Annotated in this window: 10 protein-coding genes; 3 read left to right on the top strand and 7 right to left on the bottom strand. The window is 68.2% G+C overall.

Annotated elements, in window-relative coordinates; genetic code table 11:
• A partial coding sequence (gene nagE / locus VGD28_RS18225) for an N-acetylglucosamine-specific PTS transporter subunit IIBC (RefSeq protein WP_331029779.1) occupies nucleotides 1-1,670 on the top strand: 1,670 nt, incomplete at its 5' end.
• A complete protein-coding gene (locus VGD28_RS18220; protein ID WP_331029778.1) occupies nucleotides 1,663-2,694 on the top strand; it encodes an SGNH/GDSL hydrolase family protein in 1,032 nt (343 codons plus the stop codon). The genes nagE and VGD28_RS18220, both read left to right, overlap by 8 nt.
• Nucleotides 2,695-2,700: 6 nt before the next feature.
• On the opposite strand, the gene VGD28_RS18215 is transcribed toward VGD28_RS18220, so the two are convergent.
• From VGD28_RS18215 to dgcN, 5 genes are all read right to left on the bottom strand, one after another.
• Entirely contained in the window at nucleotides 2,701-4,278 is a 1,578-nt protein-coding gene (locus VGD28_RS18215; RefSeq protein WP_331029777.1) for an N-acyl-D-amino-acid deacylase family protein, read from the bottom strand.
• Between the two features lie 38 nt (nucleotides 4,279-4,316).
• Nucleotides 4,317-5,675: a serine hydrolase domain-containing protein gene (locus VGD28_RS18210; protein WP_331029776.1), complete on the bottom strand. Its 1,359-nt coding sequence runs from the start codon at nucleotides 5,673-5,675 to the stop codon at nucleotides 4,317-4,319.
• A gap of 24 nt (nucleotides 5,676-5,699) precedes the next feature.
• Complete coding sequence (locus VGD28_RS18205; protein ID WP_331029775.1) at nucleotides 5,700-8,558, bottom strand: TonB-dependent receptor plug domain-containing protein; 2,859 nt, start codon at nucleotides 8,556-8,558, stop codon at nucleotides 5,700-5,702.
• A gap of 193 nt (nucleotides 8,559-8,751) precedes the next feature.
• On the bottom strand, nucleotides 8,752-9,726 hold the full coding sequence (gene dgcA / locus VGD28_RS18200; RefSeq protein ID WP_331029774.1) for an N-acetyl-D-Glu racemase DgcA: 975 nt from the start codon (nucleotides 9,724-9,726) through the stop codon (nucleotides 8,752-8,754).
• Nucleotides 9,711-10,721, bottom strand: a complete 1,011-nt coding sequence (dgcN, locus tag VGD28_RS18195) for an N-acetyltransferase DgcN (RefSeq protein WP_331029773.1) — start codon at nucleotides 10,719-10,721, stop codon at nucleotides 9,711-9,713. The genes dgcA and dgcN overlap by 16 nt, the downstream gene beginning before the upstream one ends.
• Before the next feature lie 210 nt (nucleotides 10,722-10,931).
• Here dgcN and VGD28_RS18190 point away from each other — a divergent pair, with 210 nt between their 5' ends.
• Complete coding sequence (locus VGD28_RS18190) at nucleotides 10,932-12,239, top strand: dicarboxylate/amino acid:cation symporter (protein WP_331029772.1); 1,308 nt, start codon at nucleotides 10,932-10,934, stop codon at nucleotides 12,237-12,239.
• Here the strand turns inward: VGD28_RS18190 and VGD28_RS18185 are convergent.
• Nucleotides 12,236-13,333, bottom strand: coding sequence for a hypothetical protein (locus VGD28_RS18185; protein WP_331029771.1), 1,098 nt, complete (start codon nucleotides 13,331-13,333; stop codon nucleotides 12,236-12,238). The two genes, VGD28_RS18190 and VGD28_RS18185, sit on opposite strands and share 4 nt — an antisense overlap.
• Nucleotides 13,330-15,591, bottom strand: coding sequence for a serine hydrolase (locus VGD28_RS18180; protein WP_331029770.1), 2,262 nt, complete (start codon nucleotides 15,589-15,591; stop codon nucleotides 13,330-13,332). The genes VGD28_RS18185 and VGD28_RS18180 overlap by 4 nt, the downstream gene beginning before the upstream one ends.
• Between the last annotated feature and the right edge of the window lie 167 nt (nucleotides 15,592-15,758).

The raw sequence follows: 15,758 nt of genomic DNA, 5'->3' as shown, positions 1-15,758 counted from the left end.
TGCCGGTGGCGGCGCTGATGCTGCGGCTGGGGCAACCCGACCTGCTGGGGGCGCCGGGTCTCGCCGACCTCGGCGGCGGCGCCTTCGGCGTCATGGCCCAGGCCTTCGCCGCGGCCGGCGGCGCCGTTTTCGGCAACCTCGGCCTGATCTTCGCGGTGGGCGTCGCCGTCGGCCTGGCCCGCGAGAACCACGGCGCCTCGGGCCTGGCGGGCCTCGTCTGCTTCCTGGTCGCCACCGAGGGCGCCAAGGCCCTGCTGGTCGTGCCGCCCGACGTCCTGGCCGCGGCGGCCGAGGGGGCGAAGGACCTCGCCGGCGCCGCCTGGAAGGAGAAGGAGATCGGCAAGCTGTCGATCCCGGCCGGCATCCTCTCGGGCGTCGTGGCCGGCGTGCTCTACAACCGGTTCTCGGACATCCGCCTGCCCGAGTACCTCGCGTTCTTCGGCGGCCGCCGCTTCGTGCCGATCGTCTGCGGCCTGGCCGGCGTGGTGCTGGCCCTGGCGTTCGGCTTCTCATGGCCGACGCTGGAGCGGGGCATGGATGCCCTGAGCGCCGGCATCCTCGGCCTCGGGCCGCTGGGCCTGTTCCTCTACGGCTTCCTGAACCGGCTGCTGATCGTCACCGGCCTGCACCACATCCTGAACAACCTCGCCTGGTTCCTGCTGGGCGACTTCAACGGCGTGACCGGCGACCTGAACCGCTTCGCCGCCGGCGACCCGACCGCCGGGGCGTTCATGTCGGGCTTCTTCCCGGTGATGATGTTCGGCCTGCCCGCCGCCTGCCTCGCCATGTATCACGAGGCACGGCCCGAGCGGCGCAGGGCGGTGGGCGGCATGTTCTTCAGCCTGGCCTTCACCAGCTTCCTGACCGGCGTGACCGAGCCGATCGAGTTCACCTTCATGTTTCTCGCGCCGTTCCTCTACGCGATCCATGCGGTGCTGACGGGCCTTTCGATGGCGCTGATGGACATTCTGGGGATCAAGCTCGGATTCGGCTTCTCGGCCGGGCTGTTCGACTATGTGCTGAACTTCAAGCTCTCGTCCCGCCCCTGGATGCTGCTGCCGGTCGGGGCGGGCTATGCGCTGATCTATTACGGCCTGTTCCGCTTCTTCATCCGCAAGCTCGACCTGGCGACGCCCGGGCGCGAGAAGGGCGAGGCAGCGGCGACGGCCCCGGCCGGCGAGGTGGCCGCCGGCAATGCGCGCGGCGAGGCGTTCGTCCAGGCGCTGGGCGGGGCCGCCAACCTGACCAGCGTCGATGCCTGCACGACGCGGCTGCGGCTGATCGTCGCCGATCAGGGCGCAGTCGACGATGCGGCGCTGACCGCGCTCGGCGCACGCGGCATCATCCGCCCGTCCGCCAATGCGACGCAGGTGGTGCTTGGCCCGATCGCCGATCTCGTGGCGGAAGAAATCCGCGCGGCGATCGGCGGCGGCGCCGCGCCGGCTCCGCGGGCCGCGCCCGCCTCGATGCCCGAGCCGGGCGACGCGCTTCCGGCCGCGATCCTCGCGGCGCTGGGCGGCGGCGACAATATCCGCTCGCTCCGCGCGCTGCATGGCCGGTTCCGCGTCGAGCTGGCCGACGCCGGCAAGGCGAACGAGGCCGGTCTGCTCACCGCCGCGCACGGCGTTGTCTCGCCGCAGCCGGGCGTCTACCACATCCTGCGTGACTAACCTGATCCTCCTTGCCGGGGCAGCGTTGCTGCTTGGCGCCGCGCAGTCCGCCCCACTCCTTCCGGTACATAACGGCGGCCGGATGGTTCTGGAGCCGACTGGTGCAACGCGCTTCGGCTGGCCCGGCGTCTATGTCGAGGCTCGCTTTCGCGGCAGCGCGGTCCGCGTACGGTTCGACGCACCGACCGACCATATCCGCCTATCGATCGACGGTGCGGAGCACCGTTTGTTTCGCGGCGCGGGAGCGGTTGACGTTACCATCACCGGCCTGTCGCCGGACGTGCATGTCGTCCGGCTTGAGAAGCTGACCGAGACTCAGTCGGGGTCGAGCCGCTTCATCGGCTTCGAGGTTCCGGGCGGCATCGATCTGGCGCCGCGCGCACGCAAGCGCCAGATCGAGTTCATCGGCGACAGTTTCACCGTGGGATACGGCAACACCGCGCCCGGCCCCGAGTGCACACAGCAGCAGGTGCACGACCTGACCGACACCAGTCAGGCGTTCGGGCCGCTGGTGGCCAAGGCCATCGGGGCAGACTACCGAATCCATGCCTTTTCGGGCTTCGGCATGGTCCGCAATTACAATGGCGGCTCACCGGACCAGAGCTTGCCCGCCATCTATCCCCGCGCGATCCCCGGCGAGCCGGCCACCGCGGGACCGGACCGCGGCTGGCAGCCGGACACGATCGTCATCAACCTCGGCATAAACGACTTCTCGACCCCGTTAAGGCCGGGCGAGGCATGGCGCGATGCGGGGATGCTGCGCACGGCCTATCGCGACCGCTATGTCGCGTTTGTGACCGAGCTTGCCGCGCGCGACCCGCAGGCGCGGTTCGTGCTGATGGGATCGGACCTGTTCTTCTCCGATGTCGAGGCGGTCGCGAAGCGGCTCCCTCCCAACTTTAGCAAGCGCGTGCGGACGGTGCGCTTCACCGGCCTTGCGCTGACCGGCTGTCACGGGCACCCCTCGCTCGCCGATCACCGGCGGCTTGCAGCGCTGGTCGGCGGCACGATCACCGCAGACTGAGCCACCTCAGGCGGGGCAGGCCCCCGCCGGCGGGCGGTGGCGGATCGCCTTGCCGCCCGCCTTGCCGGTGAGCTTGCCTCCGTCGATCACCGCGGTGCCGTTGACGATCAGCGTGCGCACGCCCTCGCTGGTAAGCTCGGGCTCGAGATAGGTCGCGCGGGGCCTATAGGCCTTGGGGTCGAACACCACGATATCGGCAAAATAGCCGGCCCTGAGATGCCCGCGCCGGTCGAGCTTGTAGAAATCCGCCGTGCGGCCGGTGCTCGAATTGATGAAGGTCGCGAGATCGATCGTCTTCTCCGTCACGACATATTTGGCATATTTGGTCGGGAAGGTGCCGTACATGCGCGGATGCCCCGCCGAGCCGTCCGAGCCGGTCATCACCCAGGGCTGCTGCATCAGCAGCTTGATGTCGGGCTCGATCATGTTGAACGAGACAATCGGCGACCCGCGGCCCTGGTCGGCAAGGATGATGCGGATCGCGGCCTCGATCGGGTCGACCTTCCAGCCCGCGGCCACCACGTCGAGCCGCTTGCCCGCCCAGGGCTGGCCCGCGCCGCGCAGCAGCACCGCATTGGCACCGCCGCGGCGGACGAGGTTGGGCGCCATCTCCGCGACGATGCGCGCGCGATCAGTGGGCGTCTCGAGCCGCTTGACCAGCGCCGCCGCGCCGCCGTCCTGCGCCCAGCGCGGCACGAGCGATGCGACCAGGCTCGAGCCGGATGCCTCATAGGGATATTGATCGGCGGTGACGTTCTGGCCCTTGGCGCGAGCCGCTTCGACCGCGGCGACGATCTCGCCCGCCTTGCCGTGCACGTCCGCACCCAGCGCCTTGATGTGCGCGAAGTGGACCGGAAGGCCCGCGGCGCGGCCGATCTCGATCGCCTCGGCGACCGAGTTCATCAGGCCGATCGAATAGGAGGATTCGTCGCGCTGATGCGTGTCGTAGATGCCGCCGCGCTTGGCCGCTTCCTGCGCGAGCGCGATCACCTCGGGCGTCCTGGAGAAGCTCTGCGGGGCGTAGAACAGCCCCGTCGAAAGGCCGAACGCGCCCTCGCACATGCCCTGCGCGGTCAGCGCCTTCATCTGGTCGAGCTCGGCGGGGGTCGGCGCGCGGTCGTCGTTCCTGAGCACCTTCACCCGCACCGCGCCGAAGCCGACGAACGTCGCGACGTTGGGGCCGATCCCGCCGCTATCGGCATGGTCGAGCAGCGCCTTCACCGTGCCCGCGCCCTGGCCATAGCCGTCGACGCCGGTGAAGATCGTGGTCACGCCCTGCATCAACCACGGCGCGACCAGCCGCTCCTGCGGGGTCTTGCCCCAGATCAGCGCGTCCGAATGGGTATGCGGATCGATGAAGCCCGGAGCGATCACCAGCCCCCTGGCATCGATCACCTTTGCACCGGGATATCTCTTCCCCGCGCCCGGCCCCACCGCGACGATCGCATCGCCGATCACGACGACATCACCGGTGACGGGCGTGGCGGAGCTGCCGTCATAGATGGTGCCGCCGGCGATCACGGTCGCCTGAGGCTCGGCCCCCTGAGGAGTGGGCGCGGGGGCCACCGCGGCACCGGGAAGCATGGCCGCGGCGGCGAGGAGGAGAGGAGCTTTGCGCATCATCAGTTCGTCCGGCTGAAGTGGAGCGTGACGCGGGGGATCTCGAGCGTGAAGCCGCGCGCATCGTCGTCGGGGGTGAGGGTCAGCATGTCGTCCTTGAAGCTGCCGTCCGGCGCGCGCTTGAGTAACCGGGCCGGTGCGTGGCTGCCGTCGGCACGCGTCACGGAGACCTCCAGCGCATCGCCCTTCATCGCCAGCGAATAGGTCGCGGCGAGATTGGGATTGCGATAGGCGCCGTTGATCGCGCTGCCGTCCGAGCTCGGCGCGCCGATCGCGGGCAGGCCCTCATTCAGCGCGGCGATCACCTTGTCGGCGTGCGGCGCAGGATCGACCGCGCCGTTGTTGCAAAGCAGGGCGATGCCCATGCGCTTCTCGCGCAGATGGCCGTAGAGCGTCTTGAAGCCCGCGGCACCGCCGGTGTGGTGAAACCAGTGATCGCCCACCAGCAACGCGTTGCCATAGGCGATCCCGCGCCCGGTGCGCAGCGCTGGCGCGCCGTTGAGGAACCTGCCCGGTTCGGCCATCCACTTGCTGATCTGCGGCGTCCACACCTTGTGCCCGGTGTCGATGTCGTGATCCCATTTGGCGAGATCGCCGACCGTGGTGATGAGGCCGCCCGATCCGCCGAACAGGGGATATTCGTCGGCATCGGTGACCTTGCCGTCCTTCACCACATACCCCCTGGCGACGTCGGGATCGGTGGTGCGACTGCCCAGCATGACGAAGCTGCGCGTCATTCCGAGCGGTTTCAGCACCTTTTCGTTGACATAGATCTCGAAGGACTGGCCCGCGGCGCGCTCGACGATCTCCGACAGCAGCAGATAGCCGCCATTGGTATAGTCGTACTGCGTGCCCGGTTCGAACTTGGCGTCCTGTTGGCGGTACACCGCCTCCAGCGCCTGTTTGCGGGTCGGGCCGGAGATGCGGTCATAGCCCTCGAGTCCCAGCAGCGAGAGCGAATCGCGCACCCCGCCGGTCATGTTGAGCAGCATCTGCACCGTCACCTTGTCGGCATAGGGTGCGAGCTCGGGAATGTATTTGCGGACGCTGTCGGTGAGCTTCACCTTACCCGCCGCGACCTGCTGCAGCAACGCAACCGCGGTGAACTGCTTCGACACCGACGCGGCATAGAATTGCGTGTCCGTCCCGATCGCGCGACCGGACGCGACGTCGGCGAGGCCCGCATTGACCAGCTCAGCCGGCTTGCCGCTCCGGAAGATGCCGACCGCACAGCCCGGCTGCGCCCCGTCCGCCACCCCAAGCACAGCGCGGATGCGGCCGGGTGCAGCCGGGTCGGCGGCGCCTGCAGGCCATGCCGCGAGCGCCGCCAGGGGAAGCATCGTCAGTCCAAACCTCATCATCCCTCTCCCCTCATTTCATGCCGCTCAGAAGTTCAGCCGGACCCCGCCGATGAACTGGCGGCCGATCGTGTCGAACAGCCCCCGCGTGGTGCCATAGCCGCCCGCGCCGGTAATCGGCGGATCGGTGTCGAGTAGGTTCTGCACCGCGGCGAACAGCGCGACCTTGCTCCCCTCGCCTTTCGGCTTGAACAGCGTCACTTCGCCCGACAGGTCGAAATAGACGCGGCCCTTCACCGTCAGCTTGTCGAGGTCCTTCGCCGTCATCGTCCGGTCGATATAGCCGCCGCCGACATAGCGCGCCGTGCCGCTCAGCCGGAAATCCTCCGCGACGTAGCTCGCGTTGACGTTCGCCTTCCAGCGCGGGTTGCCGCCGAGCGCCGCCACCGTCGACTGCGCCATGCTGTTGTCGAGCCGCACCGCCGCGATGCCGTCGTCCAGCTCGGTCTTGATAAGGTAGTTGACCAGCGCCTGGAAGGTGATCCTGTCCACCCCGACCGGCAACGAATATTGCAGCTCGACATCGACGCCGCGGGTCATTGCGCTGGCGAGGTTCACCGGCCCGCTGAACACGCTGGTGATACGGCCGGCGGCATCGCGCGTGATGAACGTGCAGGCGGCGGGGTTGACGGTGAAGCATTGCTGCACCGTTGCGGCGGGCGTGATCTGGATGATCGCGTCCTTGATCTGGATGTCATAGTAATCGACCGAAAGGCGCAGCCCGGGAACCGCGGTCGGCGTGAGCACTAGGCCTGCCGTGAAGGTATCCGCGATTTCGGGCTTGAGGTTCGGGTTGCCGGCGGTCAGCGCGGTGACGAGATAGCTCTGCCCCAGATAGCGCGGATCGAAATCGGTGACGTTGAGGTTGGAGCTGCCGCTCCGCTGGAACAGCTCTGCGAGCGAGGGCGCGCGGATGTCGCGCGATCGTGTGGCGCGCAGCCGGATCGAGTCAGTGAGCGAATAGTCGAGACCTGCCTTCCACGTCTCGACCGTACCCGAGGTGCTGTAATCGGTGATGCGGCCCGCGAGGTCGAGGCTCAACCGCTTGCCGACAGGGGAATCCTTGAGCAGCGGCACCATCAGCTCGCCGAACAACTCCTTGACGTGCACCTGCCCCGAATAGGGCAGGCTGGGCGCGCCGAAAGCCCCGGCCTGTGAGCGGACATCATAGTCGACCGCCAGATCCTGGTCGCGATATTCGGCGCCGATCGCGAACGCGACCGGCCCCGCCCAGGTCGAGAAGGGCTTGCCGCGTATCGTGGCTGCGATCGTGTTCTGGCGAATGTCGCTGGTGAAGCGCTGGACGCCATTCACGTAGAGCAGGGCCGGATCACCGGGATTGACGATGCCGAGCAGGTTCAGCGGCACGCAGCCATTGCCGGGATTGGCGATGGTCGAGCGGCAGATCGGATCGACGATACCGGGCGTGCGCGGATCATCGATCGCATCGAGCGCAAGCGTGTAGTTGCCGGTGACGCGGACGTTGCGCCCGATATTCTCGGTATAGTTGCGGCCATAGGCGTAATAGGCGTCGACCTTCCACCCCGGCGCGAACTCGCCGCTCAGGCCCACCGCGGCCTGGAGCGTGTCGGTGTCGAACCGGGTGCGGATGCGCGAATGATCGAGATTGTTCTTGCCGACGGTGATCGTCGCGACATTGTTGTCGGTCATCGTCTGGCGCAATGCCGCAGGCAGGAAGACATAGTCGGATCGCAGCGAATACTGGAAGCTGGACGGGATGTTGTCCTGCTCCGAATTGAACTTGTGATAGGACAGTTCGGCGAACAGCTCGAAGCTGCTGCCGACCTCCCAGGTCAGGCGCCCAAAGCCGCTGTATCGGGTGATCGGCGTCGCGCCGACCTGCTCGCCGACGCCGTTGAGGCCGTCGCCGCCGAGCATCGATCCCGAGCTGACCTGGGTGCCGAAGTTGAACGGGATCGGCTGGCCGCTGTCCGAGAACTGGATGCCCTTGAGGTAGCCCGGCAGGTTGACGATGCTGGTGATGGGCGAACCGTTGCCCGGGGTGAAGGTCGCACCCGTGATCACGCCGGCATGAGTCACGTTGCTGCTGCGCACGCCGCATTCGGTGACGAAGAAGCGCGGCTGCTCGGGCGTGCCGCGGCCGCCATCGCCCGCGTTGGGATTGGCAAGCAGGCCAGGGCCGCATGCGCTCCAGTCGCGATCGAACAGCCGGCCGATGCCGTTATTGTCGGAGAACTCGCCACCGACGACGAGGTGGAGCCGTTCGGTCACTTTGGTGCCCGCCGCGACCGAAGCGAGGATTTGGCGATAGTCGCCCTCCTCCGCTGCGCCGCCCTGAAGCGTCGCGCGGACGCCCTGCATGCGCGAGTTGATGCGCAGGTTCACCACGCCGGCTACCGCGTCCGCGCCATAGGCGGCCGAAGCACCGCCGGTGACGATGTCGACGCGGTCGATCAGCGATTGCGGAATGTTGTTGATGCTGACCGCGCCGGTCGGGTTGGTCGGCACGTAGCGACGCCCATCGAGCAGCACCATGGTGCGCGCATAGCCAAGCCCGCGCAGGTCGAGAAAGTTGCCGCCGGTCTGGGTGTTGCCGCCCGCATTGACCGCGCTGGTCGGGGTGAGCGACGGACGCACCGCCGGCATCTGGTTGATCACGTCGGCGATGCTAGGGGCAGCGACGCGCTCGATCGCGTCCATGCCGATCACGGTGACAGGCGTCGGCGTGTCGAAGCCGCTGCGCTCGACCAGCGAGCCCGTGATGACGATGTCCTGCGGCTCCTCGGCCGGTTCGGCGGGCGCGGTCTGCGCGAAGGCAGGCACCGCAACGAAGACGGTGGCGAGGAAGGACAGGTGCGCGCGCCGCGCGGCGCTCCTTTGGATGCGTTGCGTGGCGAGCGTCATGATCTGTCCCCCGATTATGTCGCGACGCAACATCCATGGGAGGAACGCCACAAATCTAGAACAAATATTTCGTGGCGCTATAGCTGCAGGTTATAGCGCTTTTCCGGGATTTGAGGGCCAGAGCGATCACACGCAAACGTGCGCACGCAGCCATGCCGCGGCGCAGCAAAATTGCCCGGCAATGACGGGAGCCTCAGTGCCCCCAGAATCCCGGCTCGGGCGGGTACATCAATCCATGCTCGCCCATATGGATGCCCCCCGGCCGATCCTCGGCCAGCCACAACGGCCCGTCGAGATCGGCGCAATCGGCCTGCACCGCGACCCTGAACGCCGCAGCGATCGCAAGCGAGGTCGAGATCATGCAGCCGACCATCACGCCAAGGCCGCGCCCCCGCGCGCCGGCCAGCAGGTCGAGCGCCTCGGTCAGCCCACCGGTCTTGTCGAGCTTGATGTTGACCATCTGATAGCGCGCCGCCAGCCGATCGAGATCGGCGGTTACATGACAGGATTCGTCGGCGCAGGTCGGCACCAGCCCACGGAAGCCTTCGAGCGCCGCATCCTCCGCGGCGGGCAAGGGCTGTTCGAGGAATTCGACATCGAGCTCGGCGAGCAGCGGCTGCAATGCCTCGACCTGCGCCATCGACCATGCCTCGTTGGCATCGACCACCAGCCGCGATCCCGGCACTTCGGGCCGGATCGCTCGCAGGCATGCCTCAGGCTCGTTGCCGTCGACCTTGACCTTGACGATCGCCGCCCCGCGTATCTTCCGGGCGGCAGCAGCCATCGCCTCGGGCGTGTCGATCCCAAGCGTGAGCGCGGTGTGGACCGGTCGGATCGCGACGGGCTGCGCGACGGTGCCGAGCTTCGCCTCCAGATCCCACAGAGCGCAATCGACCGCATTGCGCGCCGACCCGGGCGCCATCAGTGCGCGCAGTTCATCCCGGCCAGCGCCCTGCGCGATCGCGTCCTCGGCCGCGTGGAGCTGCTCCGTCACGCTCTCGACGCTTTCGCCGTAGCGCCCCGTCACCGACCCTTCGCCGCGCCCCACAGCGCCGTTCTGGCGGATGGTCACCACCGCCAGGTCGATCGCGGTGCGCGCGCCCCGCGAGATGCGGAAGGGCGTATGCAGCCCGCGCTGCTCGATGCCGGCGGTTACAGCTCGAAGCATTGGCCGAGCCGGTCGATGATGCGTCCGACGCCGTGCCGGACGGGATCGGAGCAAGGCAAGCCCAGCGCGTCCTCGGCGGCCTTGCACGCCGCGATCGCCGCTGCGTCGTCCAGCCCCTGGGTGTTGAGCGCGATGCCCACCGCGATCACGTCCGGGTTGGTCAGCCGCGCCGCCTCCAGATTGCGTTCGAGGCAGAGCTTCAGGTCGGGCACCGGATGGGTCTTCATATGCCGCATGATTGTGCGCCCCGCCTCGTGGCACAGCACCAGCGCGTCGGGCTGCGCACCGTGCAACAGGCCGAGCGAAACCCCGGCATAGGAGGGGTGGAAGAGCGATCCCTGCCCCTCGATCACGTCCCAGCCGCCATCCGCGCGCGCGGGCGAGAGCTGCTCGACCGAGCCCGAGATGAAGTCCGCGACCACCGCATCGACCGGCATGCCCGATCCGGCGATCAGGATACCGGTCTGGCCGGTCCCGCGGAAATCGGCCGCGATGCCGCGTGCACGCATTTCGCGTTCCAGCGCCAGCGTGGTGTACATCTTGCCGACCGAGCAGTCGGTGCCGACGGTGAGCACACGCTTGCCCGCGCGCGGGGCGCCGTTGCCGACCTTGAGGTCCTTTGGCGGCTCGCGCACGTCCCACAGGGTGCGGCCCAGCTCGGCGGCGCGCGCGGCGATCTCGGGCTGGTCGGACAGGCGCTGGTGCAGGCCGCTCGCGATGTCGAGCCCCGCCTCCATCGCCGCGATCACATCGGCGACCGTCGCGGGCGCCATGAAGCCGCCGGCGTTGGCGACTCCCAGCACCATCGTCCGCGCACCCGCCGCCACCGCCTCGGCGAAGCCCATGTCGGGCACGCTAAGGTCGATCGGCGATCCGGGCGAGCGCACTTGCCCGACTGCCCATTCGGGGCGCCACACCGCGATCCCCCGCGCCGTCTTGGCAGAGATCGGATCGGTCGCCTGGGCGATGTAAAGCAGATAGGGCGGCTGGCTCATAGGTGATTGGGTTCCCCGAAAGATGATCGGGTTGAACGGGAAACCGCCGGTTTCGCCAATAGAAAATTGGGAGCCGGGCCATAGCCCCGGGCTATGCCGGCCCGCCATATATGCACAGGTTCGGCTGCGCCCCGGCCTTGCCTGACGAGACGCAGTTCGTTCTACTGCAGCAACATTCCATGAACGCGCTCCCTACATCCTGACATGAAGGTGACCCGAGATGATCGCACGCCCGGCCAACGCGATGTGCCGCGCATGAGCGTGGTGCGTGCATGGTTCGCGATCGCGCTGTGGAAGCGCGTCGTGCTGGGCATGGCGTGCGGGCTGCTGCTCGCCTTGCTGTGGCCCGCGGCCGCGCCCAAGGTCGCAATCCTGGGCGAGCTGTTCGTGCGGCTGATCCGGATGCTGGTGGTGCCGATCGTGTTCATCAGCATCGCGTCGGGCATCACCGCGCTCGGCGATACCAGGAGGCTAGGATCGGTGGGCCTACGCACCGTGGGCTTGTTCGCGCTGACCACCTTCGCGGCGGTCGCCATCGGCATGACGATCGGCATCCTGCTCGAGCCGGGCGCCGGTGCCAATGTCGGTGGCGCCGCGCCACGCGACCTGGGGGCCGCCAAGACCGTCTATGAGCAGCTGGTCGGGATCGTGCCGCTCAACATCCTGCAGGCGATGGTCGATGGCGACATGCTGGCGATCCTGTTCGCTGCGACCTTGCTGGGCGCAGGCGTGATCGCGGCGGGCGATGCGGGCAAGCCGGTCGCGGGATTCCTCCAGTCGCTCTCCGCGGTGCTGTTCCAGGTCATCCGCATCGTGATGGAGGTGACGCCCTTCGGCGTGTTCGCGCTGATCGCGGGCGCGGTCGCCGCCAACGGCCTTGCCGTGTTCACCCATATCGGCCTGCTTGCGGCGGCGGTGGCGATCGCCTCGCTGCTTCAGATGCTGCTGGTCCATGCGCCGCTGATCCGCTGGGGCGCGGGCATGCCGGTCCCGCGCTTCTTCCGTAGCATCGCCGATGCGCTCGCGGTCGCCTTCTCGACCGCCTCCTCCTCGGCCACCCTGCCCGTCGCGCTGCGCGTCGCGTGCGACCGGCTGCGGATCGACCGCGCGATCGCCTCGACGACGCTGCCGCTGGGCGCGAGCATCGGCAAGGACGGCACGGCGATGTATGTCGGGCTTCTCAGCGTCTTCGCGCTGCAGGCGTTCGGCGTGCAGATCGATGCGGGCGTGTTCCTGACCTTGCTGTTCGTCGGGGCGCTGACCGCGTTCGGCACCGCGCCGATCCCCTCGGCGTCGTTGTTCATGCTGACCGCCGTCCTGCCAACCGTCGGCGTCACGCCCGAGCAGACGGCGCTGCTGGTCGGCTTTATCCTGCCGTTCGACCGGCTGCTCGACATGACCCGCACCGTGCCCAGCGCCTGCGCGAACCTGACCGTCTGCACGATCGTCGCGCGGATGGAAGGGGCGGTCGGGCGTGAGCCGACGCCCGTCGCGGAACCGGCGGAAGCTGCGGCCTAGTCTGCGCCCCGCCGGTGCCGCAGCCGCCAGACACCTAGCGTCAGCAGCGGCAACACGAACACGATGAGCGTAGCGATCGCCATCGCGCGATAGCCGTTGGCAATCAACGCGACGAGGCCGATGGCGCTGGCGATGAACACCGATCCGATCGTGACCGCCGCGGGGACAGCGACACGCACCGATCGCGGCATCGCCCTCCCGCGCCGTTGATAGGCGGCATCGATCCGGGCGTTGAATGCTTGCACAAATCCGACGCTACACTCCAGCAAAGCGAAGAATACCATCGCCTGGAAGGCGAAGTGGAAGAGCGGGCTGCCGAGCGCGTCGAGGACGTGGTTCGAGGGCAGTTCCTCGTTCACGATGCGGGGATAGAAGCCGGTGAGGCAGACGAAGAAGGCGATCGCCGGCGCCATCGCCAGCGGCCCCGCGAGCAGACCCGACACGACCGCGTCGCGCCTGCTGCGCAGATGCCGCAGCACGGGAAGGATCAGCACCGCGCCGATGACGTTGTAGGAGGCATAGGTGACGCCGCCCATAAACCAGCCGTCGGTCGGCACCGGCATGGCGAAGCCCGCGCGGATCTGCGGCGTGTAGAACCACAGCACCAGCACGAGGAAGATCGCATAGACGCCGTAGAGCAGGACGGAGACATATTTGAACACCGCCTCCGCGGCGCTCTGGCCTGCCGCGCACACTGCCAGCACCGACACGACTAGGGCGAGCGTGCCGGCGATGTGCGGCAGCCCGAACAGCGCCGCGCCGATCGCGCCCGCCGCCGATCCGAACACCGACAGGACGAGGATCAGGAAGCCGAAATAGATGATCTCGAACGCGACGTCGAAGCGGCCGAGCAAGGGCCGGAAGAAGCTCTGATAGTCGGTCGCGCCAACCGCATAGGCGAAGCGGAAGGTGATCGCGCAGATCACGCTCCACATCACCATCGCGAGCAGCATGCCCCACAGCCCGCCCACCGGCCCCGCGGGCATGAAGAATTCGACCAGCTCGCGCCCGGTCGCATAGCCGCCACCGATCACCACCGCCTTGAACGCAAAGCCGGGGAGGAGGAAGCGGTTGATCGCCGACACCGCGCTCACTTCGCCAACTCCTCGAAGCTTGCGTTGCCGATCGGGTATCGCTGCCAGCCGTCCCGGTCGAAATGCCACCATTCCTGCGGATAGACGGTGAAGCCGTCGGCCTCCATCGCGCGGCGCAGCACTTCGCGCAGCCAGCGCTGCTCGTCGCTGCCGCCGACATAGTTGGAATAGGAGCGGCTGGAGAATTCGTCGTAGCGCCCGGTGGTGACGATCGGCTTACCGGTCGCGAGCTCGACCATCGTCAGGTCGATCGCCGCGCCGCGATTGTGGCGCGAGCCCTGGCTGGGGTCGGCGACGAACACGCGATTGGCGGGCGGGGTCGCGTCCCAGAACATCTTGGTGACGTACCAGGGACGATAGGCGTCATGGACCAGCAGGCCGAAACCCTGCGGCGCGAGGGACTTATTGATCCGCGCCAATGCTTCGGCCGCCGGACGCTGAAGGAACGCGCCCGACCGCTCGTAGATCTGCTGGCCGAGGAAGTTGTTGGTCCCGGCATAACGGACGTCGAGCCGGATCGCGGGATCGAGCGACTGTATCGCTACGAGATCGGATTTGGCCTTGGGTTCCGGCTCGACGGGGGGCGTCGCATGTCGAGCCGCTTCGCGCACGCCTGCGATGCCGGTCGCCATCAACTTGCGGATCGCAGCCTCGCTCTCGGCGCCGAAGTCGCGGCGGGGGAAACGGATCGCGCCAAGCTTTGCGGCGGTGACCTTGCCGGCGGCATCGCGCTCGAAGGTCAGCGCCTCGAGCGGATAGAGGCCGCGACCCTGCGGGAAGGCATAGTGATCCGCGCCGACGCGGGTGAGCGGAAGCCAGTCGACCCATTCGATGCGGACATAGGGTTTGCCGTCGCGCTGGTAGATGCGCAGCACATTATAGTCCCAGCCATATTCGCCGATCAGCGCGGCGAGTTCGGCATCGGGCGGCGGCGGGCGGCGCCATTGCGCGCGGGTGAAGCGGCGGCCGTCGAGCTCGACCCAGCTGGCGTCGGGCGCAACCGCGACGCCCTCGCGCCAGAGCTGCGCATCGTCGAGCACATAGCGGTTGCCGATGCGGCGCAGCTCGCCGGCCAGCTCGGGCGCATCGAGCACTAGCCGGCCGTCGAACACGCGCAGGTTGAGGCTGTCGCCGCCATTTTCGAAGCGGCCGCTCAGACGAGACGCTTCATCGCCGATGATCGCGGTGCTGCGCTGCCAGGCGGGGAGCGGGCGGCCTTCGCGCGCGGCGAGCCAGCTGCGCAGCGCGTGCGTGCCGATCCGTTGCGCCGCGGTGCCGGAATCGACCGTCGCGAAGAGGACGACGCCAATCCCGGCATCGGGCATCAGCTGCAGGCTGGCGACATGGCCATAGACCGCGCCGCCATGGCCGACGGTGCGCTGGCCATCGAGCGTGCCGAGCACGAAGCCGAGCCCGAAGGCGCGGGGTCCAGTCTTGCCATATTGCTTGCGCCACATCTCGGCGAGGCTCGCCGGGCGCAACACCTTGCCGCCGTCATTGAGCATCGCGCGAGCGAAGGCGCCGAGGTCGATGGTGTTGGTGTAGAGGCTGCCCGCGGCAGGCGTGCCGAGCTCGAGCGGCGGCGCAGGCCAGCGCCCGCCGTCGAAGCTTGCCATCTGCGAGAAGGCCACCGGGGTAGGCAGCGTGGCGCGATCGAACCCGCTCGAAGCCATGCCGAGCGGACGCAGCACCAGATCGACGACCGCCTGCGCGTAGGGCTTGCCGGTGACGCGCGCGACGACCTCACCCACCACGGCGATGCCGGCGTTGGAATATTTGGTGATCGCGCCGGGGGCGGCGACCAGCCGCGTCGCGTTGAGGCTGGCGACCGCGTCGGCCTGCCCTTTCGCGTCGTCGTCGAAATAATGGCCGCGCGGCGATTCGCGCACCAGTCCGCTGCGATGCGTCATCAGCTGGCGCAGCGTGATCGCGCCGCCGAACGGATTCTGCGGGCGGAAGTCGGGAAGGTAGCGCGTCACCGGCGCGTCCAGATCGAGCTTGCTCTGCTCGGCCAGCCGCATCACCGCGACATCGGCGAACAGCTTGCTGACCGATCCGGCGCGGTAGAGCGTCGCGGGGGTGGCGGGTACCGTGCCCTCCGCATCGGCATTGCCCCAGGCGCGCGACCAGACCACCCCGCTACGATCGATCAGCGCGACCGCGATCGAGGGGATTTCCTTGTCCGCAAGCTCGGCCTGCGCCGCCGCCTCGATCGAGGCAGTGACCGGAGCCGGGGCGGATAGAGTTTCACTTCTCAATCCTCCCCCGCCAGGGGGAGGTGTCAGCCGCAGGCTGACGGAGGGGGAGGAAACCCCACGCACGTGGCCGTGTCCTCCCCCTCCGTCACGCTTCGCGTGCCACCTCCCCCTAGCGGGGGAGGATTGAGAATTTGGCTGGATGTCGATTGCTCCCAGCGGGGCGGGCT

This window comes from Sphingomonas sp. (genome assembly GCF_036402235.1).
GTDB lineage: Bacteria > Pseudomonadota > Alphaproteobacteria > Sphingomonadales > Sphingomonadaceae > Sphingomonas.
The sequence above is the reverse complement of the archived record's forward strand: the minus strand, read 5'-3'. Positions and strand labels throughout refer to the sequence as shown.

Excerpts from the sequence above, each read along its gene's own strand:
- VGD28_RS18215 (WP_331029777.1), bottom strand. The coding sequence starts at position 4,278 with ATGCTTCCCGGTGCCGCGGTGGCCCCCGCGCCCACTCCTCAGGGGGCC.
- VGD28_RS18210 (WP_331029776.1), bottom strand. The coding sequence starts at position 5,675 with ATGATGAGGTTTGGACTGACGATGCTTCCCCTGGCGGCGCTCGCGGCA.
- VGD28_RS18205 (WP_331029775.1), bottom strand. The coding sequence starts at position 8,558 with ATGACGCTCGCCACGCAACGCATCCAAAGGAGCGCCGCGCGGCGCGCG.
- dgcA (WP_331029774.1), bottom strand. The coding sequence starts at position 9,726 with ATGCTTCGAGCTGTAACCGCCGGCATCGAGCAGCGCGGGCTGCATACG.
- dgcN (WP_331029773.1), bottom strand. The coding sequence starts at position 10,721 with ATGAGCCAGCCGCCCTATCTGCTTTACATCGCCCAGGCGACCGATCCG.